The following is a 22,257-nucleotide window of genomic DNA, read 5'->3' as shown; positions in this document are numbered from 1 at the left end:
ACCGATCCGGCGCCCCCAGCCGATCCGCCGCGCACCGATCCGGCGCGTCCGGCGGATCCGGCGGGTACCGATCCGGCGCGTCCGGCGGATCCGGCAGGTACCGATCCGGGGCGTTCGGCGGGTGTGGACGCCGAGCGTCCGGGGGCCCCGTCGCCCGTGGATGCGAAGGGCCCGGCGGAGCCACCCGGCGTGGATGCGGAGGGGCAGCGGGGCCCGTCCGGCGCGGCTCCGGAGTCCGCGGCGGGTGACGAGGCGGCGTCCGTCGAGGTCGCCCCGCACGTCCGAGGTGGCGAGGCGGCGCCCGCCGACGGCGCCCCGGACGTCGCAGGGGACGAGGCGGGGCCCGTCGAGGGTGCGCTGGACGTTCGATCGGCCGTGCGCGTCGTCGAACAGGCGAACGCGGGGCCGGTCCCGGCCGGGGCGGTGCGTCGGCGTTCCCGGTGGGGACGGATCGCGTGGTACGCGGTGGCGGGGGCGGTGATCGTGCTGCTGACGACGCTGCTGGTGTGGCCGCGGCAGCCGACCGACGCCGAGCGGCAGGTACGCGCGTTCCTGACGGCGGTCCAGCGCGGTGACGTGGCGGCAGCGCAGCGGCTGGTGGACGACCGGCCGGACACGCGCATGTCGAGTCCGTCGTTCCTGCGGTCCGACGTGCTGCGGCAACGCTGGCGCGTCACCTCGGTACGGTCGGACGACGACGCCGACGAGCGCTCGTACTCCGCGGAGGTGGACGCGACGATCGCGGTGCCGGGCGGTCCTTCGGTCACCCACCGGTTCGACTTGGTCCGGGAGAGCGGCGACGGCGCCTGGCGGTTGCGGGATCCGTACGTGTACCTGACGTTCGGCACGTTCCCGGTGAGCTACGTCGCGATCAACGGCCACCGCGAGAAGCTGCCGCGCCCGGGCGAGAACACCACCTACGGCGCACGGTACGTGCTGTTCCCCGGCGTGTACCGGTTCTTCTCGTCGGCGCCGGCGGTCACCCACTCGACGAGGGCGTACCCGTTGATGCCCGGGCAGTACGCCGTGCGGCAGGACGACGACGCGTCGGCCGCCGGGCCGAACGCCCTGACCCTCCCCCGGATGCGCCTGACCGGCTCGGCGCAGCGGAAGGCGCAGCAGGCGGTGTACGACTACCTGGACGACTGCGTGCGGCGGGCCAAGCTGGTGACGCCCGGCTGCCCGTTCGGCGCCGAGTCGGTACCGGAGCCGGGCCGGCCCGATCGGATCTTCTACGGGCGCGAGATCAAGTCCACCCGATGGAAGCTGCAGCGCCACCCGGAGGTCACGATCGAGCCGGTCGGCAACGAGTTCCAGGTGGTCGACCGGCGGCCCGGGACGCTGAAGCTGACCGTCACCGGTACCGACGAGGACACCGGTTTCCATGCCACCACGTCGATGTCCTGCCCGACCCCGGACGGCGTGCTGCGGGTCGACGTCACCGACTCCGGCGGGTTCCGCGTCTACCCGGAGGGCGGCCGGTACGGCGCGGACCGCGTCGACCGTTCCCCGATCCGCTGGCAGACCTGCTGATCGCCGTGCCCCGGCAGCGTCGCCGGGACACGGCGGTCTCCGTCAGGCCGGCGCCGGTACGGTGCGCGGCAGCGTGCTGTCCGGGATCCCGACCGCGATGTTCGCCTGCTCCGGCGCGCGGGTGCAGAGGCTGACGGCGACCAGGACCACCGTGTTGACCGCCACGGCGAACAGCCCTACCTCGATCGACGAGATGCCCGACCACCAGGTCGACACCTGCGGGATGCCGACCAGCGCGATGCCGACGAGCGAGCCAGCGGCGACGCCGTACGCGGTGGTGCGGCGCCAGATCAGCGACAGGACGACGGCCGGCCCGATCTGCGCGATCCCGCTGTACGCGACGAGCAGCAGGCTCACGATGGTCGAGCTGGAACCGAGCGTCAGGTACGCGGCGATCGCGACGCCGACCACGGTGGCGAGCCGGCCGACGAGCAGCCGGTGCCGGTCGGACAGGTCGGCGGTCGGCCGGTAGATGTTGCGCGCCACCGTGGTGCCGAGGGTCAGCAGCATCACCGTGGACGGCACGAGCGCGACGAGAATGCCGGTCCCGGCGGCGATCCCGATGAACCACTGCGGGAAGTACCGGTAGATCACCGACACCAGCGCGGTGTTGGAGTCGGTCAGGTGCGGCAGGGTCAGCAGCGCGGCGAACCCGATCACGAAGATGAAGAAGTACGACAGGGTGTAGATCGGTTGCAGCACGGCGTTGCGCCGGATCGCCCGGTCGCTCTTCGCGGACAGGTTGGCCTGGAACGAGTGCGGCCACATCCAGTAGCCGATGTTCGTCATCAGGATCGACGAGCAGAACCACCAGGGGCTGTAGTGCGTACCGGACTGCATCCCCGGCAGGTTGGTGTAGTTCGGGTGCTGCTCGGCCATGTGCCGGAAGATGCCGCCGATGCCGCCGAGTCCGGTGAGCGTGCCGATGGTGACGAACACGGCGACCACGACGCCGACCACGAACACGTCCTTGACCATCGAGGCGAACGCCGAGGAGCGCAGCCCGGCGGTGAACGTGAAGGTCAGCAGCAGCAACGCACCCACCAGTACGGCGAGCGGCTTGCCGACCGAACCGTGGAACATCACGGTCAGGATGGTCGACAGCCCGGTCAGCTGCACCTGCACGTACGGGATGAGCGCGAGGACGCCGATCAACGCGATGAGCCCGGCGAGCCAGCGCCGGCCGAACCGGGCCCGGATGTAGTCCGCCTGCGACATCACGTTGTGGTCGTGCCCGGCCCGCCAGATCTTCGGCAGCAGCCAGTACCCGAGCACGTAGCCGAGCGGCGCGTTGGCGAGGATGTAGAACCCGGGCGCGCCGTACGCGTAGGCCCAGCCGGCGGCGCCGAGGAACGCGAACGTCGTGTAGATCTCGCCGGCGGACAGGAACCACAGCAGGATGCCGCCGAAGCTGCGGCCGCCGACCGCCCACTCGCTCATGGTGACCTTGCGGCGCCGGCGGGCCAGGTAGGTGGTGCCGCCGGTGGTGACGGCGACGATGAACAGCGCGATACCGAGGGCGACGGTCATCGTTGCACCGCCGTCGGTTCGTCGGCTGCCGGGGCGTCGAGGGCGTTGTCGAGCCGCCACACCACGGCGATGCTGCCGGCCGTCACGAGCACGCCGATCAGCGCCCACCACAGCAGCAGCGGCACGTCGAGCGGGCTCGCGTGGACCAGGTTGACGGCCGGTACCGCCGCCACCGTCCACAGGTAGGGGATCACGAGGAGCAGTCGATGGCGTCGTCTGGTCGGTCCGGACATGCTGGTCTCCACCTCCATCCGGGGGCGTCGGCCGCCGGAACCGTTGCCCGGCGGGCACGGTGCGCGGGTGGCTCAGCCGACGCGGGAGCTGCCGGGCGGTGCGCCCGGCGGGTCGCCGTGCCTCACTCGGGCACGGTCTGGTTGCGTACCAGGGACTCCAGCAGGTCGACGGCGAGCGGCAGCGCTGCCTCGTCGAGGTCGAAGGTGCCGGAGTGGTGCGGTGCCGGGCTGCTCGCGCCGATGCCGAAGTAGCCGGCGACGCCGCCGCGATCCTGTACCCGGCGCATGAACGCGGTGGCGTCGTCGCTGCCGATGCCGGCGCCGGGTGCGCCGACGGTGACGCCGATCCGGTCCGCCGCGGCGCCCAGCGCGGCGGTGACGGCGGGATCGTTGCCGGCGGTGGTCACCGCGCCGATCAGCTCGACGTCCACGTCCAGCCCGTACGTGCCGGCCGCGCCGGCGAGCATCCGGCGCACGCGGCGTTCCAGTTCGGCGTTGACGTCGCCGTCGTCGGCCCGGGTCTCCAGCCGCAGCTCGGCCCGGTCCGGCACGATGTTGCTGACCGTACCGCCGTGCAGCGCGCCGACGTTGACCCGCGTCTGGTGTCCGGAGAACGACGGCATCGTGTGCACCGCAAGGGTTGCCGCGGCGGCACCGAGCAGCGCGTGCCGGCCGTGTTCGGGCGCCATCGAGGCGTGCGCGGCGGCGCCGCGGAACACCGCGCGCAGCTTGGAGTTGGCCAGCAGTCCCGCCACGTCGGTACAGATGGTGCCGGTCGGCAGGCCCATGCCCAGGTGCGGTGCCACGAACACATCCACGTCGTCGACGACGCCGGCGGCGACCATCGCGGCGCCACCACGCCCGCCCTCCTCGGCCGGCTGCAGGATCAGCCGTACCTCGCCGGGGAAGTCGCGGTCGATGAGCCGGTCGGCGAGCGCCAGGGCCACGGCGACGTGCCCGTCGTGCCCGCAGGCGTGCATCCGTCCGGCCCACCCGGACCGGAACCCGAGCCGGCTCGGCGCATGCTCGTCGGCATCGGACTCGTCGAGCGGCAACGCGTCCAGGTCGGCCCGGAACGCGAGCACCGGCCCCGGCCGGGAGCCGCGCAGCCGGGCCACCACGCCGGTCAGCCCGCCGCGCAGCGCCGGCAGGTACCGGGGATCGGCGCCGCTGTCGGCCGCCCGCTGGTACGCCTCGGCCAGCTCCGCGTCGTCGGGCACGCCGAGCCGCGCGTCGGCGTCCAGTACGGGCGCGCCGGCCGCCACCTGCCAGCCGAGATCGGCCAGCCGGCCGGCGGCCCGGCTCGCGGTACGGAACTCGGTGAAGCCGACCTCCGGGTGCCGGTGCAGGTCCCGGCGCAGCGCGACTACGTCCGCGGGCGGGCCGGTGGGTGCCGGTTCGGTCATGCTGGTGTCCTTTCCCAGGGCGGAACGCAACGGGCCGCGTGCGGGGACGCCGGTCGGACCCGGCCTGGTGCGGCCGTACCGAGCGGTCGGGCTGTGGCCGTTCGCGTGGTGACGCGGGCCGCATTGCCGGGATTCTGCTGGGCACCGGAGGGGCCGTCAACGGATCCGCCGCTGGCATGCACGATCCGCATGGGCCCTCGAAATCCGGCATTGGACCGCCCGGTACCGGTTCTGCTGTACTCGCCCGGGGGCCCGCTACCGGCCCCGGTTCGCCGATGGGAGGCCACGGATGCAGCTCGCTCGATTCCCCCGGTACCGGCTGGGGCACCTGCCCACGCCGCTGGAGCCGATGCCCCGGTTGACGGAGGTGTTGCGCGCCAAGGGTTCGACGGTGCCGCACCTGTGGATCAAGCGGGACGACTGCACCGGGCTCGCAACCGGCGGCAACAAGACCCGCAAGCTGGAGTACCTGCTCGCGGACGCGCTGGCGCAGGGCGCCGACACGCTGATCACGCAGGGCGCGACGCAGTCCAACCACGCCCGGCAGACCGCTGCCGCGGCGGCCCGCGCCGGCCTCGGCTGCGCGCTGCTGCTGGAACGCCGGCAGGTCCGCGACGACGACTACGAGGCGTCCGGCAACGTGCTGCTGGACACGATCCTCGGCGCCCGGATCGCCGACCGGCTGCCGGCCGGTACGGACATGGCGAAGGCGATGGAGTCGCTCGCCGACGACCTGCGCGCCCAGGGGAAGCGGCCGTACGTGATTCCCGGCGGCGGGTCGAACCCGGTCGGCGCGCTCGGGTACGTGGGCTGCGCGCAGGAGCTCGCGACCTCCGACGTACCGATCGACTGGGTGGTGCACGCGACCGGCAGTGCGGGCACCCAGGCCGGGCTGCTCGCCGGGCTGCTCGCGATGCGCAGCGGCATCCAGGTGCTCGGGGTCAGCGTCCGGCAGCCGGAGGCGGTGCAGCGGCCGCTGGTGCACGACCTCGCCGTACGCACCGCCGAGCTGATCGGCGCGCCCGGCGCGGTGGGCCTGGACGACGTGCAGGTGGACGACCGCTGGACCGGACCCGGCTACGGGGTACCGACCGACGAGATGGTCGCCGCGGTCCGGCTGCTCGCCGAGACCGAGGGCATCCTGCTCGACCCGGTCTACTCGGGCAAGGGGTTCGCCGGGCTGCTGGGGGCGATCGAGGCCGGGCGGTTCGCCGCCGACGAGCACGTGGTGTTCGTGCACACCGGCGGCAGCGTCGGCCTGTTCGGCTACCGCAGCACGTTCGCCCCGGAGTAGCCGACGTCGGCCCGGGTCAGCCGGTCGGGTCCCGGTCCACGGTGGCCCGCTCCCAGACCTCGGCGGCGTGACTGCTGGCCCGCTGCCGCCGGTTGCGGCTGAGCCGGATCTCCAGCCCGGCGGTCCACTGCCCGTCGCCGACCGGCGTCATCCGTCCGGCCGCCACCTGCTCGGCGGTGAGCAGGCCGGGCAGCCAGCCGACCCCGAGGCCGGCGGCGACCAGCGCCGCCAGTACCGAGGTGAGGTCGCTCTGCGCGACCGGGCGCAGCCGGGGCCGCCGACCGGCCAGCGTCCGGTCGGTGACCCGGCCGAGGAACGAGCCGGCGCCGTGGCTGACGTACGGCACCTCCGGGCCGTCGTCCGGCGACCGCCGCGGGTCGGGCAGCCGGTACGTGTCGGGCCGGGCGTACGGCGCGAGCCGGTCCCGCGCGACCAGTACCGACTCCAGGTCGCTGTCGCCCAGTTCCAGCGGGTGCAGCGGGTCGACGTAGGCGAGCAGCAGGTCGCAGCCGCCGTGCACCAGCGTGTCGTACGCCTCCAGCGTGTTCGCCGCGAGCAGCAGGCAGGTCAGCTGCGGCGCGTCCGCGGTGATCGACCGCCACCACCCGGCGAAGTAGTGCGTGGCGAGGCTGTGGCTGACCGCCAGCCGGACCGGGTGCGCCGGCATCGTCTGCCGGCCGCGCATCTCGTCGTGCAGCGCGGACAGCCCCGCCACCACGTCGGCGGCGCGGGCCCGCAGCACCCGGCCGCTCGGGGTCAGCGTGATCGGCAGGCTGGTCCGGTCGACCAGGTCGGTGCCGGCCCACTGCTCCAGCGCGCGGATCCGCCGGCTGAACGCCGGCTGGCTGATGTGCAGCGACTCGGCCGCTCGGGTGAAGCTGCCGTGCTCACCCAGCGCCACCAGGCTCTCCAGCCAGACCACGTCCATGCCGCGAGGGTACGCAGCCGACCGGCACCGATCGGCCGGACCGCGCGTACCGCCTGATCGGCCGGCCGCGGCCGGTCAGCTGGACCGGTCGCCGGACGACGGCCAGTCAGTCCCGCCGGGAGTACAGGTAGACCTCGGTCTTCGCGTCGACGGCGCCCGCCGGCGGCGGGTACCACACCCGGACGGTCTGCTCGGACCAGCCGGCCGGGACCAGGACGTCGGTTCCGAACGAGTCGAGCGGGGCGCCGCCGACGATCCGACCGTGCTCGTCCCGGTAGACCGCGGTGTAGGCGGGGTAGGACAGCAGGCTCGGAAAGGTGGACTCCACCCGGAACGTCAGGTACAGGTTGCCGCGCCGGTTGGCCTCGGCGGTCGGATGCTTCCAGTGTCGGGCCTGCTGGCCCTGGTCCCGCCAGTCGGTGGTGAGGTTGCTCGCCCGCAACGACTGCCGCTTCGACGTCACCGTCCACAGCACGCTGTCCACGCTGACCTGGACGGTCGCCGGCGCCTTGCTCGGCAGGTACCCGACGCCGCCGACACCGGCCCGGCTGCCGGGCAGGATCTCCGCCGCCTTCGCCCTGCGGGAGAAGTCCCGCACGGCGATGGTCGCCCCGTCGTGGTCGCGGTAGGTGATCTTCAGCAGGACGGCGGCGACCGCGCTGTGGCTGCTGTTGGACAGGACGACGCCCCAGCTCACCGCGGGGTCGCCGGCCGGCGTGGTGATGTTCCGGAAGCCCGACTCGGCGATGCTCAGCGTGCCGTGATCCGGCGCCGCCCGCCCGGTCGACACCGTCCCCTTGGTACGCGAGGACGCCGAGGGCGATGCCGCGGCGACCGGTTCGGTGCCGGTGCCGGTGTGCCGCACGACCAGGATCCCCGCCAGTATCAGGATCACGACCAGCAACGATGCCGACGCGACGTGCCAGCCCGGCGCCAGCCGCGCACCGTCGGCCGCCGGCTCGTCGGCCGCGGGCACGTCGTCGTCGGGTTCGGCGGCATCGGCCGGGATGTCGTCCTCCGGCTCCGCGGCACCGGCCGGCACCTGGCCGTCCGGCTCGGCGGACCTGGCCTCCGGCCCGGCGGCGGCCGCCGGCTCGGCGGCGCCGGCGTCCCGATCGCCGGCGCCGGGTGGGCCGTCGTCCTTCGGCTCGGACGCGGCGTCGCTCATCGGCTGCTCCCCAGGTTCGTGATATCCGAGCACGCTAGCGTTGTCGCGCGACGGAGTCACGATCGACCGTTCCCGTACGATCTCCGCTACGCCGGTTCGCCCCGAGTCGGCGTCCAGCCCAGCCCCAGGGGTGGCCGCATGGAACGCGCAACGGACGACCCCCGGCGCCCGGACGGCTCGGCCGAGCCGGCGCCCGGCGTGTCCCAGCTCGGCACCACGGCCGACGTGCCGTGCGTCGAGCCCGAGGACGACGTGCCGTACGTCGAGCCGGAGGACGACGTGCCCCCGCACGCGGAGCCGGGCGACGACGAGCCGGAAGACGACGTGCCCGAGCACGACGAGCCGGAAGACGACGTTCCCGGTGCGGTGCCGGGCGACGCCCGGCTGCGGAGCGCGCGGCAGCGGTCGATCACCTGGTACGCGGTGGCCGGCGTGATCATCGTGCTGCTGCTCGGGATCCTGGTGTGGCCGGGCGCCACGAGCCCGGCCGAGCGGCAGGTACGCGCGTTCCTCAGCGCGATCCAGCGGGGTGACGTGGCCGCGGCCACCGCGGTGGTGGACGACGAGCCCGACTCGTCCGCGGACGACTCGTTCCTGCGGGTGGCCGTGTCCCGGCAGCGGTGGCACCTCGACTCGGTGCGGGCGGTACCGAGCGCGCTCGGGCCGGGCGAGAGCCTGGTCGACGCGACGATCTCGACGGCCGGCGGCCGGACCGCCTCGTACCGGTTCACCGTGTTCCGGTCCGGCGACGACTGGCGGCTGCGCGACCCGTACGTCTACCTGACGTTCGGGACCTTCCCGCTGCCGTACGTCGACGTCGACGGGCACCGGAAGGCGCTGCCCGAGACGGCCGCGCGGGTCGCGCGGGTCGGCAAGCTCGCCCTGCTTCCCGGGGTGCACCGGTTCTTCGCCTCGGCCCCGGACACCGTCACGGTGGCCCGCTCCGGGTACCCGCTGATGCCGGGGACGTACGTGCTGCGGCAACCCGATGCGATCGTGCTCGACGGCACGCCGGTCACGCTGCCCCCGACGACCCTCACCGCCGAGGCGCAGCGGCAGGCGCAGCACCAGGTCGACGCGTACCTGGACGCCTGCGCGACGCACCGGAGGCTGGTCACCCCGGGCTGCCCGTTCGGCGCGGGGTCGGTGCCGGTACCGGGCCATCCCGGCCAGGTGTTCAGCGGCGCCGAGGTGACGTCGGTGTCGTGGGCGGTGGTACGGCATCCGGTGATCACGGTCCAGCCGGACGGCAACGAGTTCTCGGTCGCGGACCGCCGGCCCGGCCTGGTGAAGCTGACCGTGACCGGCACCGACCGGCAGACCGGCGTGCACGCGACGACGACGCTGACCTGTCCCACCCGCGACGGCGTGCTGCGCGTCGACCTCACCGACTCCGGCGGCCTGCGCCTCTACCCGGAAGGCGGCCGGCACGCCGGCGACGACCTCGGCAGGCAGGATTTCCGCTGGCCCACCTGCTGACCCTCGCGAAGCCGGCCGCGGACCGGCCAGAGTTCAGGATGATGGTCCGAATGGGGGCCGTTCCGATCACGGAGGCCAGGGCGCACGTCGCCGAGCTGGCCGACCGCGTCGCGCGCGAGTCCGATCACCCGCAACGGTCGGGCCGACGTCGTGCTCATCCCGGTCGAGTACGAGCAGAGCTCGACAGGCGTCGCGGCGGCGAACGGTGGCCGCCGCACCGAGCGGACCGTACCCGGTGCGCCATCGGCGCGACGCCTGCCGATGCTGAAGCGTCCACAATGGATGGTCGAGGCGGCGCGGCGCGCGACCGTCGGGGGTCGCGCGCCGCACCGGGTCAGCGGCCCAGGCGATGGATCCGGTACATCGCGACGCCGTGCGCCGGTACCGCCGCGGACAGCTCGGCCGGGACGTGGGTACGCGCGGTGTCCGCCCACAGATCCCGGACCAGGTAGCGGTTGTCGGCGGTGACGCCGAGCTGCGCCGGGGTCGCGGTGACCTGCCGGGTCGTCGTACCGCGGTTGCGCAGGACGACGGCGCGGTCGCCGTTGTGCAGCACGCGGACCCAGACCTCGGTGTCGCCGCTGCTGGCGACGAGCGTACCGGCCTGGCCCAGCCGGTCCTGGTCGACGGCGATGACCGCGGAGTTGCCGAGCACCTCGGCGGTGTCCGCGCTCATCGTCCGCACGTCCGCGCCGGCGATCAGCGGTGCGGCCATCATCGCCCACATGCTGAAGTGGGTGCGCTCCTCGTCCGGTGTCAGGCCGGGGAATCCGTCGAGCCGGACGCCGACCTCGAGCATGTCCGGGTCGTTCCAGTGCCCGGGCCCGGTCGCGCTGCCCAGCCTGCCGTTCTGCTCGATGATGTCGTCTACACCCCGGTACCAGGATGTGCTGTGCCACAACGGTTTGATGTCCTGCGTCGTGCGCCAGAGGTTGGCGATGTCGGCGAACGACGTGCCGTCCTGGGTGTTCGCGTTGATCGAGTAGACGATGGGTCGGCCGGTCGCCGCGAGCGCGTCGCGCATCCGGGCGAAGTTGTCCTGCTTGACCTTCAGATCGGTCAGCGGGTTGTCCAGCCGGATGGTGTTGCCGCCGGCGGCCAGCGTCACGTCCATCCGGTACGAGGCGGTCTGCTGTGCGGACGGCGACGGGTCGAAGCGGATCCGGTCGCCCGCCCGCTGGCCGTTCACCGTCACGTACCCGGTGGGGTAGTAGGAGGTGCGCGGGTCGGCGCCGTACAGGTAGTCGATCCCGAGCCGGTAGGTGCCCGCGGTCGGTACGTCGACGGAGAAGTCGAGCGCGCCCTTCGCGGCGCCGAGCCCGGTGACCCGCGCGCCGCCGGAGCAGGTCGGGCAGGACACGGTCTTCGCGGTGCCCGACGGCTGCGCCGCTTCCCCTTCGTACGAGCTGGTCTGGTCGCCGCCGGTCAGGGTGATGCGGTCGACGTCCGGCAGCGCCGACTTCTCGGTGAAGCAGTGGTCGTACTTGAGGTAGTCGACGCCCCAGGACGCGAAGGTGCGCGCGTCGAGGTCCTCGTGGCCGAGGCTGCCGGGCAGCCGCTGGCAGGTGCCGGTACCGGCGGTCGAGTAGATCCCGAGCTTCAGCCCCTGCGCGTGGACGTGGTCGGCGAGTGCCTTGATGCCGCTGGGGAAGCGGGTCGGGTCGGCCTGCAGCCGTCCCGCCTGGTCCCGTTGCGGCGCCTGCCAGCAGTCGTCGATGTTGACGTACCGGTAGCCCTTCGCGGCGAGCCCGGACGAGACGAGGTGGTCGGCGGTGCTCTCGATCAGGTCCTCGTCGATGGCGCAGCCGAAGGTGTTCCAGCTGTTCCAGCCCATCGGCGGGGTCGCCGCGAGGTCGTTGTCGAGGGCGGCGGCGGGTGTTGTCGCCGCGGCGGTGAGTGCAGTGGCGACGGCGACCGCCGCGCTCGCGGCGGCGAGGAGGCGCCGGAGCCGGGCGCGCGGTCTGTCGGGCAGGGCCGGTACGGGCGTGGAGGTATCCACGGTGCCCCCTCTGTCCTGTTTGAGTGGGGATCAATGGTCGATCTGTGTGGAATCCTGATCGACGATGTTTGATCGTGAAACCTAGGCGTCGACGCTGCTCGCGTCAAGAGTCAACAGCGCTGCCGCCCGGTCACCCTTCGCGGCCAGCGCAGCAGCGCGCCGGCCGACCGGCCGGGTGCGCGTGCGGGAGCACGGACACGGCGCGATCGACCGGCGCACGGCGCGCGGCACGAAGGTCGGACAGCGGGTTACGGGCTGGCGCTCAATGCATCCACAGTGGACTCATAGGTCCACTGTGGATGGTGCGGTCAGCGGCGGCGGTGGTGCGGGAGCAGGCGGAGCAGTTCCAGCACCCGGTCGAGGTTGGACGCCTCGTACTGTTCCCCGTCCACCAGGACCGACCAGCCCCGGCCGTTGCGGATCGCGGAGGCGAGGATCCGTCCGTGCGCGTGCACCTGGACGGTCTGGCCGCTCGCCACGGCCAGTGTCGGCAACTCTGTCTGGGTCATGCGTTCCCCCTGATCATGACCGGTTTCGGTAGCGCAACCCCCTGCGCACCCGGTGCCACGACGATGGTCCCGGCCCCCACCGGCATCCCCCCGGTTGCCCGACGGGGACCGGGACCCGCACGTGACCTCGGCGGCCCGCCCGCGAGTCGGTTCGCCACCTCCGACGACTGTGGAGGTGGCGAACCGAGCTCGTGAGGACACGTGGTCGGTGACGTCGTGTACCGGAGCAAGCGTGCCAGTCGGTTCCCGCGGGGCGACAACGGTACGTCAACACAACGGTTGACACCGCTGATCGCGGCATGTGAAGACCCGATCAATCAGGTGTGCAGCGCGAAACCGTTGCTTACAACTCAGCAGCGCCGATACGACGTCGATCGATGTCGGGTCACCGGGACCGGCCCGGTTGCCCGTAGCATCCCCCGGATGAGCGGAAAACCCGAATGGCCGCGGATCGGTACCTGCGTCGCGCACCGGGGTGCGTGCGGCACCGCGCCGGAGAACACGATCGCCGCCTGCAGCACGGCGATCGAGCAGGGTGCCCGGACGATCGAGGTGGACGTGCAGCGCTGCGGTGACGGCGAGCTGGTCGTGATGCACGACAGCAAGCTGCGCCGTACCACCGACATCGCGCAGGTGCTGCCGGACCGGGCGGACGCGACGATCAACGAGCTGACCATGGCGGAGTTGCGCAAGCTCGACGCCGGCGCCTGGTTCGACGAGCGGTACCGCGGCGAGCCGGTACCGACGCTGACCGAGCTGCTGGCCGCGATCGACGGGCGCAGCACGCTGTTCATCGAGCTGAAGTGGCCGGAGCGCAGCCCGGGGATCGAGGAGCAGCTGGCCGAGGAGCTGCACCGCTGCCTCGGCGACCGGCTGAACGACCCCGGTCATCCGCCGGTGGCGATCCAGGTCAGCGACCCGGACCGGCTGTGGCAGCTGCACGACCTGCTGCCGACCGTACCGATGTGCCTGATGAGCGGGCTGACCTACATGCTGGAGCTGGACCGGTTCGCGGCGCTGGGTGACTGGGTCTCCGGGTACACGCCGCTGGGCCGGCTGCTGACCGCCGAGCACGTGACAGCCGCGCACGAGCACGGGATCCGGGTGCTGCCGTGGACGATCGACGCACCGGAGACGGTCGCGGCGATGCGCGATCTCGGCGTCGACGCGGTGATCACCAACAACGTGCCGTTCGCGCAGCCGATCCTGGCCGGGCAGCCGAGCCGGTTGCCGCGCACGCCGGTACGGATCGAGTCGGCCTCGGCGGTCGACGAACGCACCGTGCTGCGGGCGGAGTCCACTGTGGACCTGAGCGGCTGGTCGCTGCGCAACCACCTGCTGCGCCGGCAGCCGTTGCCGGCGCGCCAGCTCGCCGCCGGCGAGACGCTGGAGGTCGACTCGGCGAGCAAGAAGTTCCTGGACAACTACGGCGACACGGTCGCCCTGTACGACGCCGACGACATCGTCGTGGATCTGCACTGCTACCGCGAGCTGGCGGCACCCGCCGCGGAGTGACCCGCCCCGGAGGTCCGGTGGTACGCGTGGGGCCGGCGGGGAAAGCGACCCGCCCCGGGCGTCCGGTGGTACGCCGTGGGTCCGGGTTCCGGTGCGCCGTCAGGGGCGTGGTGTCCGGCGGCGAAGGGTGCCGGCCACGGTGGCCGCGAGCGCCAGGACGACGAGCGCGGCGGCGGCGAGGAAGCCCCGGTCGACGCCGACCGCCAGTGCCTGCGCGTCCGGCAGTCGCCGGTACGCCGCGACCGTCGTCCAGGTGATGCTGCCGAGCAGCGCCAACCCGACCGCGCCGCCGAGCTGCCGGGCGCAGTTGAACACGCCGGAGGCGATGCCGGTGTCCCGCTCGCCGATGCTCGCCATCGCCTCGACGGTCATCGGCGGTGCGGCGACGCCCAGGCCGGCGTAGGTCAGCGAGCTGGGCACCAGCAGGTCGGTCAGGTAGCCACCCGAACCGTCCATCATGGACAGCCAGCCGACTCCGACCGCGGCGACCGCCAGCCCGCCGAGCACGACGGTACGGGTACCGAGGCGGCGCAGCAGCGGGCCGCTGGCGCGGGAGCAGACCACCAGCAGCGCGGTCATCGGTAGGAAGACCAGCGCGGTACGCATGGGGCTGTAGTGCCAGATGCGCTGCAGGAACAGGGTGAGGAAGAACGCGATCCCGGTCATCGCCATGCTGTACGCGACGATCGCCAGGTAGTTGCCGACCCGGGCCCGGCCGGCGAACAGCCGCAGCGGGAGCAGCGGCCGCCGGCTGCGCCACTCCACCAGCACGAACACGCCGAGCAGCAGCGCGGCGCCGGCGACCGATCCGAGTACCGCCGGGTCGGCCCAGTGCACGGTGCCGGACGGGTCGGCGGCGGCCCGGGTCAGCCCGTACACCAGCAGCGTCATGCCGAGCGTGCCGGTCAGCGCTCCCGGTACGTCGAAGCGTCCGGGCCGGCGGCCCGACTCGGGGAGCACCCGCGGCGCGAGGGCGACGACGAGGATCCCGAACGGCACGTTGACCAGCATGATCCAGCGCCACGACGTCAGGCTCGCGATCAGCCCGCCGGCCAGCAGGCCGATGCCACCGCCGGCGGTACCCAGCGCGGTGTAGATGCTGATCGCCCGGGCCCGTGCCGGGCCGTCCGGGAACGTGGTGGCGAGCAGCGACAGCGTCGCCGGGCTGGCCGCTGCGGCGCCGGCGGCCTGCGCCGCGCGGGAGGCGATCAGTTGCCACGGCGCCTGCGCCAGGCCGGCGGTCAGCGACGCGACGGTGAACAGCACCAGCCCGAACACGAACATCCGGCGCCGGCCGAACACGTCGCCGCACCGGCTGCCGAGCAGCAGCAACCCGCCGAAGGCCAGCGCGTACGCGGTGATCACCCACTCCAGGTCGGGGCCGGAGAAGTGCAGCCCGGTCTGGATGTGTGGCAGTGCCACCGTCACGATCATCGTGTCCAGCAGGAACATCGTCTGCGCGGCGCAGATCACGGCCAGCGCCGCGGTACGGGCCCGGGAGCCGTCGGTGCGGCCGGCCGCGTCCTCGTCCGGGCTGCCGACCCCCGCGGTACGCGTCATCGCGGCGCCGCGGCCAGCTCCAGCCGTTGGTGCAGCGGGGCGCGCTGGATCTTGCCCAGCGAGTTCCTCGGCAGCTGCCAGACGAACTGCACCCGGTCGGGCCAGAACACCCGCGCCATCCCGGTCCCGCCGAGGTACTCGTGCAGTTCCGCGAGCGTCGGTGGCTGCCCGTCCGGTACCACGACGGCACAGCACAGCTCGGAGCCCGGCACGGTCGGATCGGGGTAGCCGACGAGCGCCAGCTCCTTGATCCCGGGGTGTCGGGCGAGCAGCCCCTCGACCTCCAGTACCGGCACCTTCATGCCGTTGGAGCGGATGATCAGGTCGCTGCGGCGGCCGACGATGCGGATGCCACCGCGCCCGTCGGGGCGCGCGATGTCACCGGTGTCGAACCAGCCGTCGTCGTCGAGGCACTCGTCGTAGGTGTCGCGCTGGTGCAGGTAGCCGAGGCACTGCGAGGCGCCCCGGACCAGCAGGCGGCCCGCCTCCTCGCCCTCCGCCGCGTCGATGCGGACGTCCATCCACGGCACCGCGCTGCCGTCGCTGCGGGTCGCCCAGTCGTCCGGGTCCGCCGGTCTGGTCATGGTGACCGCGGCGTTCTCGGTCATGCCCCACAGCGCGTGCACCGGTACCCGGAAGGTGTCGCGTACCGACTCGACCAGGTCGGGCAGCAGCGGCGCGGAACCGGAGACGATCCGGTGCAGCGAGCCGGTGTCGCGGGCCCGCTCGCGCTGCCGGGCGATCAGGTCGACCAGGTAGCCGGGCGACATGTACGCCCAGCTGACGCCGTGCCGCTCGATCGAGTCGAGCAGCAGCCCCATGTCGTTCGGCCGGTCGTACAGCAGCCAGGTCGCGCCCAGCTGCAACGGCATCAGCGCGCCGTAGGTCATGCCCGCCATGTGCGTGTGCGGGTGCGGCACCACGATCACGTCGTCGGCACCCAGTCCGTACGGCTCGGCGCCGGCGCGGGCCGCCGCGTACAGCGTGTTGCCGGTGTGCGCCACCGCCTTCATCTGGCCGGACGTGCCGGACGTGCAGACCAGTACGGCGGGCTCGTCCGGGCGCAGCGCGAGCGCCGGGTCGGGCGCCGGATGCTCGGTGGCGAGGAAGAACTCGGTGAAGTCGATGGCGTCGGCAGCCGAGCCGTCCCCGATCACCACCCGGTGCCGTACCGTGTCCGGTGCCGCGGCGGCCATCCGGGCACCGAGATCGAGGTCGCCGATCCGGTCCAGCCCGATGCACACCGGCGCCCGGCTGACGGTCATCGTGTACCGCAGTTCGCGCTCGGCGAGCGCCGGGAACATCGCCGCGCTGACCGCGCCGATCCGGGCGCAGGCCAGCCACAGCGGGGTCAGCTGCCAGACGTTCGGCAGGTACGTGGCGACCACGTCACCGCGCTCGACGCCGAGCGCCAGCAGCGCCCCGGCGAACCGTTCGACCAGGTCGGCGAGCTCGCGGTAGCAGATCGTCCGCGGCGTGTCGCCCTGGTACGCGATGATCGCGGGGTGCTCCGGGCGGGTCTCGGCGGCCCGTGCCAGATCGTCCAGGAACGTCTCGTCCCGCCACCAGCCGGCGGCGCGGTACCGGGCCGCCAGCTCGGCGCTCGGCAGCCGCAGCGACTCCGCTCCGTACATCATGATCCGTTGTCCCCCAACGCTCGTCGGTGCGCCGATCGTGCCGGTGGCGGGCCGTCAGGACCGCTTCTCGATCCAGTCGAAGATGCCGGCGTGGCCCTCGGCGGCGGGCCCGTCGCCGAAGATGGCGAGGAAACCGGGCACCATGTTGACCTCGAGAATCCGGTACCCGTCCGGGGTCGGCAGGATGTCCAGCCCGGCCCAGGTGAGGCCCTGGTGCCGGGCGGCCCGGACGGACAGGTCGATCAGCTCGTCCGGTGCGTCGAACCGCTCCCAGCTCGCGCCCTCCAGCGTCTTGCACCGCCAGGTACCGGCCGCGGGCAGCTTGAGCATGTTGATCGGCGTCGCCTCGCCGCACACGGTGATCCGCAGCTCGCCGTACTGGGTGGGGTAGAACGGCTGGCAGAACACCGTGCCGTAGCGGGCCAGCTGACTGTCCACGATGGACCGGTCGGCGTCCAGGTCGGTGACCCGCTCGACGTCGATGCCGCGCAGCCCGTACGACGGCTTGAGGATGATGTCGCCCCAGTCGGCGAGCGCCGCCGCCGCGTCCTCGACCGAGCTCACCGACCGGAACGGCGGCACCGGGAACCCGCCCTCGGCGAGCCGTTGCGCCATCAGGAACTTGCTCATCCCGCACAGCCAGGCGTCCACCGGATCGAACAGCCGCGGACCGAGCGCGTTGCTGAGCATCGTCAACCGCTCGACCCGGTCGCGCCACGGCCCGGCGGTGGCGGCCAGATCCTGCTGCCACACGTCCCCGATCAGGTTCGCCCGGGAGATCACCGCGTCGTAGCCGTCGACGTCGACACCCTTCGCGAGCACGGTCGCCCGCCCGTCGGCCCGGCGGTACTCGATCTCCTCCAGGGTGAAGCCGGACATCTCGTGGCCCCGTTGCCTGCCGAACTCCAGCAACGCGAGGGCGTCCGCGTCGATGCCGCTGTAGTCCCACAGCAGGATGCCGATCTTCATGCCGCCCCCTCCGCCGCCGGCAGGACCTCGATGGCCGGCGGCACCGTCTCCGGCGCCAGTACCAGCAGGGCGAAGTGCTGCGGCAGGTGCACCGCGAGGCCGACCCGGCCGCCGGCCTCGATCTCGGCCAGTTCGCCGTGGTGGCGCAGCGTCAGGGTGCCGCCGTCGCTGCCGTCCAGCAGCGTGACGCCGGCGCGGAAGTCGCCCAGCAGTACCTGGTCGGGGGCGATCATGCGGGTCCGGGTGATGCGCAGCCCGGCCGCGTCCAGGGTCGGCAGCGCGCCGAGCGCGATCAGTCGCCAGTAGGTGCGGGGGTGCAGGACCAGCGCGTCGCAGGAGCCGCCCTGGTCCTCGACGTCGGCGGCGGCGGCCATGATGCTGTCGAGCAGGTCGGTGCCGCCGCGGAGCCGGCGCAGGTCGGGGAGTCGGAGCAGTCCGGTGATCGCGCCGTCGGTGCTGCCGTGCAGCAGGACGTCGTTCTCCACCGTGCACAGTCGCACGATGACCCGGTGGTCGACGAACCGGGCCAGCAGTGCCGGGTCACGGCAGATCTGGGCCGGTACCGGTACCCGGACCCGGATCTCGGTGAGTGCCGCCTTGATCGCGCGGGGCTGCTGGTGCGCCTCGGGGGTCGCCGCGTACTCGGTGTCCAGGGTGACCTGGTGCGAGCCGCGGCGCTCCTCGACGAACGACACCGTCTCGTCCGCGATGGTGGCCGACTTGAGCAGGTCCCGTACCGGCGGGCGGGGCCGGGTCGCGGCCAGGGGGAAGTGCCGCGCGATCGCTCCTCGTACCACGGCGGTCGCGGTCTCGCCCGGCGAACGGCAGGCCGCCACGGCCAGCTCCTCGCCGGGTGTGCGGCTGGTCAGGTCGGGATCGTCGACGAGGTAGCGCAACGTACCCCCATCCGGGTGAGGACCGAACGCCTTGGGCGCCAAGGTAAGCAGGGTCGGCGAACGCGCCGGCCGGGGCGGGGCCCGGCGTGCTCGGCGACTCGAACCGAGACCCTAGGGCACAAATCCGGGGGCCAGGAAACTTCTGGGGAAAACCCTGGTTTCGCCCGTAGCTGGGTATACCGCGCCGGCACCGATCCGATTTCGTAAGCGCGAGCCCGGCATGACGCATCCGGGCCCGACGGCGGCCCCACGTCGTCGGTGCCCCGCCCCGGGCTCCTGGAGTGGTGCGGCAACGACGCCTGCCACCGGTCGGAAGGGAGCCGCCGATGGCCGCGAGTACCACCGACGTCACGCTGGCGATCGACGGCGGCACCCCGGTCCGTACGACCCGCTGGCCGGCCTACGACAACGGCGACGCCTACGTCGCCGACGAGGACATCGACGCCGCCGTCCGGGCGCTGCGCAGCCGCCGGTACTTCCGGTACGACACCCGCCCGCACGAAGCGACCGAGACCGGCGCGTTCGAGGCGGAGCTGTGCCGGTACTTCGGCACCGGACACGCGCTGGGTTGCGCCAGCGGCACCACCGCCCTCGCGCTGGGGCTGCTCGCGCTGGACCTGCCCGCCGGCTCCGACGTGATCTGCCCGACGTTCACGTTCGCCGCCACCCCCAGCGCGATCCTGCTCGCCGGACACCGCCCGGTCCTGGTCGAGTGCGACGACGAACTGCAACTCGATCCGGCCGACCTGCACCGCACACTCGCCGCCGGCGCCCGCGCGATCGTGGTGGTACACATGCGCGGGTTCGCCGCCGACATGCCCGCCCTCACCGCGATCGCCGACCAGTACGGGGTGCCTGTCGTCGAGGACGCGGTGCCGGCGCTGGGGGTCCGGCTGGCAGGCCGGCCGCTCGGCACCTGGGGCCGGGCCGGCGCGTTCTCCACCCAGTCGGACAAGGCGCTGAACACCGGGGAAGGCGGCTTCCTGCTCACGGACGACGCCACCCTGCACGCCCGGGCGCTGGTCTACTCCGGCGCCTACGAATCGCGCATGGCCCGGCACTTCACCGACCCTCCCGAGCTGGACGACCTGTCCCTGCCGCTGTACAGCTGGCGGATGGACGAGATCCGTGCCGCCCTCGCCCACGCCCAGCTCGCTCGGCTACCCGGCCGACTCGAAGCGCATCGCCGCAACTACGACCGGGTCGCCGCTGCCCTCGCCGACCGGTCGGACATCGCGGTCCGGCAGCCGGTCGCGCCCGGCGCCTACCTCGGCGAGGCGCTGCTGCTGCGGCTACCGGACGCACCGACGGCCTGCTGGTTCGCCCGCGCCCTGCGCGCCGAGGGGATCGGCGTCCGCGCCTTCGGCGACCCGAACGACGTCAACGTCCGCGCGTTCTGGAACTGGCGGTTCCTGCATCCGGACCCGGCCGCCGCCCGCGCCGCCTTCCCGGCCAGTACCTCCGCGGTGGCCCGCACCGTCGACATCCCGCTGTCGGCGAACCTGACGGAGGAGGACTGCGCCCAGCTGGTCGACGCGGTCGACAAGGTCGCCGCGGCTCTGCCGGGCCGGCGATGAACGAGCGGCCCGTCGTCGTCTACCTGACCGGCTGGTGCCGCAGCGGTACCACCCTGATCGGGAACCTGATCGGCGAGCTGCCCGGTGCGGTGCACGTCGGCGAGCTGCGGTACCTGTGGCGGCACGGGGTGCTGGGCGACGGCACCAACGACACGTGCGGCTGCGGCGCCCGGATCGCCGACTGTCCACTGTGGTCGGCCGTGCTGCGCCGGTTGGACGCCCCGGAGGTGGTGCCGGCCGTGCTGGACCGGCAGCGTCGGCTGCTGCGCACCCGGCACGCCGTCGCCCGGCTGGCCGAGAGCACCGCCACGACCCTGGCCCGGCGCGATCTGGAACGGCTCTACGAAGCCATCGCAGCGGAGACCGGTGCCCGGATCATCGTCGACAGCGGCAAGTTCCCGGCCGAGGCGGCGACGCTGTGCGGCAGCGGCCGGGTCCGGCCGTACGTGCTGCACGTGCTGCGGGATCCGCGCGCGATCGCGGAGTCGTGGCGCCGCCCGAAGGCGTACATCCCGGCCATGCCGGCCTGGCGCAGCACCGCCTACTGGGTCGCGTTCCAGCGCGCCTCGGCGCGGGTCGGCCGCGCCTTCCCGGACCGGTACCGGCGGCTGCGGTACGAGGACTTCGCCGCCGCACCGGCCGACACCCTCGGCGCGGTGCTCGCGGACTGGGGCCTCGCCGCCGTCGCACCGGTCGGCGCCGACGGCACCGCCGTACTGTCGCCCAACCACACCGTCACCGGCAACCCGGACCGGCTGCGGACCGGACCGGTCACCATCCGGCCGGACGATCGCTGGCGTTCCACCGCCCCGCGTACCACCCGGTACGTCGCCGCCTCGATCGCCGCACCGTGGCTGCACCGGTACGGCTACCGGCTGCGCGACACCGCCTGACGAACGGTCGGGTGGCCGGCGGCCTCCCGGCAGCCGGTGCGGAGCACCGAACGAGAGGAGCACCCTGGTGGATCTCGGTATCGCCGGCCGGGTCGCGCTGGTCTCCGGCGCGACCAGCGGGCTCGGCCTGGCCGTCGCGACCGCACTGGCCGCCGAGGGCGCCCGGGTCGCGATCTGCGGCCGGAACGAGCAGCGCCTCGCCGCCGCCGCCGACCAGGTGGCCGCGGCCCACCCGGTCGGTGGCGACGGGTCGGTCCGGGCCGACCGGGTCGACCTGCGCGACCAGGACGCGGTACGCGGCTGGATCGACGCGGTGGCAACCGATCTCGGCGAACCGGGCATCGTGGTGAGCAACGCCGGCGGCCCACCCGCCGGCCCGGTGACCGCGTTCGGCCTGGACGCCTACCGGGACGCCGTCGAGCTGTGCCTGCTCGCCCACATCGGCTTCGTGCAGGCGACGCTGCCCCGGTTGCGAGCGGCCGGCTGGGGCCGGATCCTGCTCGTCGCCTCCGAGACGATCCGGGCGCCCCGCCCGCAATACGGCCTGTCCAACACGGTGCGGCCCGGCCTCGCCGGCTACGCGAAGTCGCTGGTACCGGAGATCGGCCCGGACGGCGTCACCATCAACGTGCTCGCCCCCGGCTACCACCGCACCCCGGCGCTGACCAGCCAGTTCGCCGACCCCGACGCGGGCCTTGCCGACATCGCCGCCACCATCCCGGTCGGCCGGCTCGGCGCCCCGGCCGACTTCGCGGCCACCGCCGCCTTCCTCGCCAGCACCCACGCAGGCTTCATCACCGGCAGCACCATCCTGGTAGACGGCGGCGCCACCCCTTCCCTCTGACCCGCCACCCGCCAACGACCCTCAACCGACCACCCGAACCGGCCCGGCGTCCACCCGAACCGGCCCCGACGCTCCGAAGCGGCCAGGCGGTGTCCGGCCCGATCACCGTTCCCCGACGTTCCGAGGCGGCCAGGGGGTGTCCGGCCCGATCACCGTTCCCCGACGTTCCGAGGCGTGCCAGGCGGTGTCAGGATCTCGTCTCTGGTCTCCCGGCGGGGGATGGTCAAGGGGGCGAAGGCCCCCTTGACGGGGAGGGGTGTGGGGAGGGGCGAAGCCCCCTCCCCACG

18 protein-coding genes are annotated in these 22,257 nt (G+C 73.3%); 7 read left to right on the top strand and 11 right to left on the bottom strand.

The features are described 5' to 3' along the window. Positions 1 to 189 precede the first annotated feature (189 nt). Positions 190 to 1,533: a hypothetical protein gene (locus NUM_RS00090; RefSeq protein ID WP_207122390.1), complete on the top strand. Its 1,344-nt coding sequence runs from the start codon at positions 190 to 192 to the stop codon at positions 1,531 to 1,533. A gap of 42 nt (positions 1,534 to 1,575) precedes the next feature. Here the strand turns inward: NUM_RS00090 and NUM_RS00085 are convergent, their stop codons facing one another. From NUM_RS00085 to NUM_RS00075, 3 genes are all read right to left on the bottom strand, one after another. Continuing rightward, the gene (locus tag NUM_RS00085) at positions 1,576 to 3,063 is read right to left on the bottom strand and encodes a sodium:solute symporter family protein (protein ID WP_207122389.1); all 1,488 of its coding nucleotides are present in this window, start codon (positions 3,061 to 3,063) and stop codon (positions 1,576 to 1,578) included. Further along, positions 3,060 to 3,296, bottom strand: coding sequence for a DUF3311 domain-containing protein (locus tag NUM_RS00080; protein WP_207122388.1), 237 nt, complete (start codon positions 3,294 to 3,296; stop codon positions 3,060 to 3,062). Before NUM_RS00080 ends, NUM_RS00085 begins: the two co-directional genes overlap by 4 nt. A gap of 122 nt (positions 3,297 to 3,418) precedes the next feature. Next, positions 3,419 to 4,702, bottom strand: a complete 1,284-nt coding sequence (locus NUM_RS00075; protein ID WP_207122387.1) for an amidohydrolase — start codon at positions 4,700 to 4,702, stop codon at positions 3,419 to 3,421. A 289-nt stretch (positions 4,703 to 4,991) separates the two neighbouring features. Between NUM_RS00075 and cuyA the strand changes: the two genes are divergently transcribed. Continuing rightward, entirely contained in the window at positions 4,992 to 5,996 is a 1,005-nt protein-coding gene (gene cuyA / locus NUM_RS00070) for a D-cysteate sulfo-lyase (RefSeq protein ID WP_207122386.1), read from the top strand. A gap of 16 nt (positions 5,997 to 6,012) precedes the next feature. On the opposite strand, the gene NUM_RS00065 is transcribed toward cuyA, so the two are convergent. Together NUM_RS00065 and NUM_RS00060 are read right to left on the bottom strand one after the other, a co-directional pair. Then, a complete protein-coding gene (locus NUM_RS00065; RefSeq protein ID WP_207122385.1) occupies positions 6,013 to 6,924 on the bottom strand; it encodes a LysR family transcriptional regulator in 912 nt (303 codons plus the stop codon). Between the two features lie 106 nt (positions 6,925 to 7,030). Further along, a complete protein-coding gene (locus NUM_RS00060) occupies positions 7,031 to 8,092 on the bottom strand; it encodes a hypothetical protein (protein WP_207122384.1) in 1,062 nt (353 codons plus the stop codon). 138 nt (positions 8,093 to 8,230) lie between these two features. On the opposite strand from NUM_RS00060, the gene NUM_RS00055 reads away from it, so the two are divergent. Next, positions 8,231 to 9,571, top strand: coding sequence for a hypothetical protein (locus NUM_RS00055; RefSeq protein ID WP_207122383.1), 1,341 nt, complete (start codon positions 8,231 to 8,233; stop codon positions 9,569 to 9,571). 334 nt (positions 9,572 to 9,905) lie between these two features. Here the strand turns inward: NUM_RS00055 and NUM_RS00050 are convergent, their stop codons facing one another. Both NUM_RS00050 and NUM_RS00045 read right to left on the bottom strand, forming a co-directional pair. Then, a complete protein-coding gene (locus tag NUM_RS00050; RefSeq protein ID WP_207122382.1) occupies positions 9,906 to 11,570 on the bottom strand; it encodes an alpha-galactosidase in 1,665 nt (554 codons plus the stop codon). Positions 11,571 to 11,878: 308 nt separating this feature from the next. Further along, positions 11,879 to 12,079 carry a hypothetical protein gene (locus NUM_RS00045; RefSeq protein ID WP_203964697.1) on the bottom strand — a complete coding sequence of 67 codons (201 nt, stop codon included), beginning with the start codon at positions 12,077 to 12,079 and terminating at the stop codon, positions 11,879 to 11,881. A 423-nt stretch (positions 12,080 to 12,502) separates the two neighbouring features. Here NUM_RS00045 and NUM_RS00040 point away from each other — a divergent pair, with 423 nt between their 5' ends. Continuing rightward, on the top strand, positions 12,503 to 13,594 hold the full coding sequence (locus NUM_RS00040) for a glycerophosphodiester phosphodiesterase family protein (RefSeq protein WP_207122381.1): 1,092 nt from the start codon (positions 12,503 to 12,505) through the stop codon (positions 13,592 to 13,594). A 99-nt stretch (positions 13,595 to 13,693) separates the two neighbouring features. On the opposite strand, the gene NUM_RS00035 is transcribed toward NUM_RS00040, so the two are convergent. The 4 genes from NUM_RS00035 to NUM_RS00020 are packed head-to-tail and all read right to left on the bottom strand — an operon-like array spanning position 13,694 to position 18,656. Continuing rightward, positions 13,694 to 15,154 (bottom strand): MFS transporter, encoded by a 1,461-nt coding sequence (locus tag NUM_RS00035; RefSeq protein ID WP_207122380.1) that lies wholly within the window; start codon positions 15,152 to 15,154, stop codon positions 13,694 to 13,696. Further along, positions 15,151 to 16,791: an AMP-binding protein gene (locus tag NUM_RS00030; RefSeq protein ID WP_207122379.1), complete on the bottom strand. Its 1,641-nt coding sequence runs from the start codon at positions 16,789 to 16,791 to the stop codon at positions 15,151 to 15,153. Before NUM_RS00030 ends, NUM_RS00035 begins: the two co-directional genes overlap by 4 nt. 54 nt (positions 16,792 to 16,845) lie before the next feature. Beyond that, complete coding sequence (locus NUM_RS00025) at positions 16,846 to 17,760, bottom strand: ATP-grasp domain-containing protein (protein WP_207122378.1); 915 nt, start codon at positions 17,758 to 17,760, stop codon at positions 16,846 to 16,848. Continuing rightward, complete coding sequence (locus NUM_RS00020; protein ID WP_207122377.1) at positions 17,757 to 18,656, bottom strand: family 3 encapsulin nanocompartment shell protein; 900 nt, start codon at positions 18,654 to 18,656, stop codon at positions 17,757 to 17,759. Before NUM_RS00020 ends, NUM_RS00025 begins: the two co-directional genes overlap by 4 nt. A 326-nt stretch (positions 18,657 to 18,982) precedes the next feature. On the opposite strand from NUM_RS00020, the gene NUM_RS00015 reads away from it, so the two are divergent. From NUM_RS00015 to NUM_RS00005, 3 genes are all read left to right on the top strand, one after another. Beyond that, entirely contained in the window at positions 18,983 to 20,233 is a 1,251-nt protein-coding gene (locus NUM_RS00015) for a DegT/DnrJ/EryC1/StrS family aminotransferase (protein ID WP_207122376.1), read from the top strand. Continuing rightward, positions 20,230 to 21,126: a sulfotransferase gene (locus tag NUM_RS00010; RefSeq protein WP_207122375.1), complete on the top strand. Its 897-nt coding sequence runs from the start codon at positions 20,230 to 20,232 to the stop codon at positions 21,124 to 21,126. Before NUM_RS00015 ends, NUM_RS00010 begins: the two co-directional genes overlap by 4 nt. 67 nt (positions 21,127 to 21,193) lie before the next feature. Further along, positions 21,194 to 21,970 carry an SDR family oxidoreductase gene (locus tag NUM_RS00005; RefSeq protein ID WP_207122374.1) on the top strand — a complete coding sequence of 259 codons (777 nt, stop codon included), beginning with the start codon at positions 21,194 to 21,196 and terminating at the stop codon, positions 21,968 to 21,970. Positions 21,971 to 22,257: the final 287 nt, after the last annotated feature.

It is taken from the genome of Actinocatenispora comari, assembly GCF_017312725.1.
In the GTDB taxonomy this organism is placed as follows: Bacteria; Actinomycetota; Actinomycetes; order Mycobacteriales; family Micromonosporaceae; genus Actinocatenispora; species Actinocatenispora comari.
Note: the sequence above shows the minus strand (reverse complement) of the source record. Positions and strands in the feature narration are given on the sequence as shown.

Coding starts and splice junctions, on each gene's coding strand:
- NUM_RS00085 (WP_207122389.1), bottom strand. CDS start 3,063: ATGACCGTCGCCCTCGGTATCGCGCTGTTCATCGTCGCCGTCACCACC.
- NUM_RS00080 (WP_207122388.1), bottom strand. CDS start 3,296: ATGTCCGGACCGACCAGACGACGCCATCGACTGCTCCTCGTGATCCCC.
- NUM_RS00075 (WP_207122387.1), bottom strand. CDS start 4,702: ATGACCGAACCGGCACCCACCGGCCCGCCCGCGGACGTAGTCGCGCTG.
- cuyA (WP_207122386.1), top strand. CDS start 4,992: ATGCAGCTCGCTCGATTCCCCCGGTACCGGCTGGGGCACCTGCCCACG.
- NUM_RS00065 (WP_207122385.1), bottom strand. CDS start 6,924: ATGGACGTGGTCTGGCTGGAGAGCCTGGTGGCGCTGGGTGAGCACGGC.
- NUM_RS00060 (WP_207122384.1), bottom strand. CDS start 8,092: ATGAGCGACGCCGCGTCCGAGCCGAAGGACGACGGCCCACCCGGCGCC.
- NUM_RS00055 (WP_207122383.1), top strand. CDS start 8,231: ATGGAACGCGCAACGGACGACCCCCGGCGCCCGGACGGCTCGGCCGAG.
- NUM_RS00045 (WP_203964697.1), bottom strand. CDS start 12,079: ATGACCCAGACAGAGTTGCCGACACTGGCCGTGGCGAGCGGCCAGACC.
- NUM_RS00040 (WP_207122381.1), top strand. CDS start 12,503: ATGAGCGGAAAACCCGAATGGCCGCGGATCGGTACCTGCGTCGCGCAC.
- NUM_RS00035 (WP_207122380.1), bottom strand. CDS start 15,154: ATGACGCGTACCGCGGGGGTCGGCAGCCCGGACGAGGACGCGGCCGGC.
- NUM_RS00030 (WP_207122379.1), bottom strand. CDS start 16,791: ATGATGTACGGAGCGGAGTCGCTGCGGCTGCCGAGCGCCGAGCTGGCG.
- NUM_RS00025 (WP_207122378.1), bottom strand. CDS start 17,760: ATGAAGATCGGCATCCTGCTGTGGGACTACAGCGGCATCGACGCGGAC.
- NUM_RS00015 (WP_207122376.1), top strand. CDS start 18,983: ATGGCCGCGAGTACCACCGACGTCACGCTGGCGATCGACGGCGGCACC.
- NUM_RS00010 (WP_207122375.1), top strand. CDS start 20,230: ATGAACGAGCGGCCCGTCGTCGTCTACCTGACCGGCTGGTGCCGCAGC.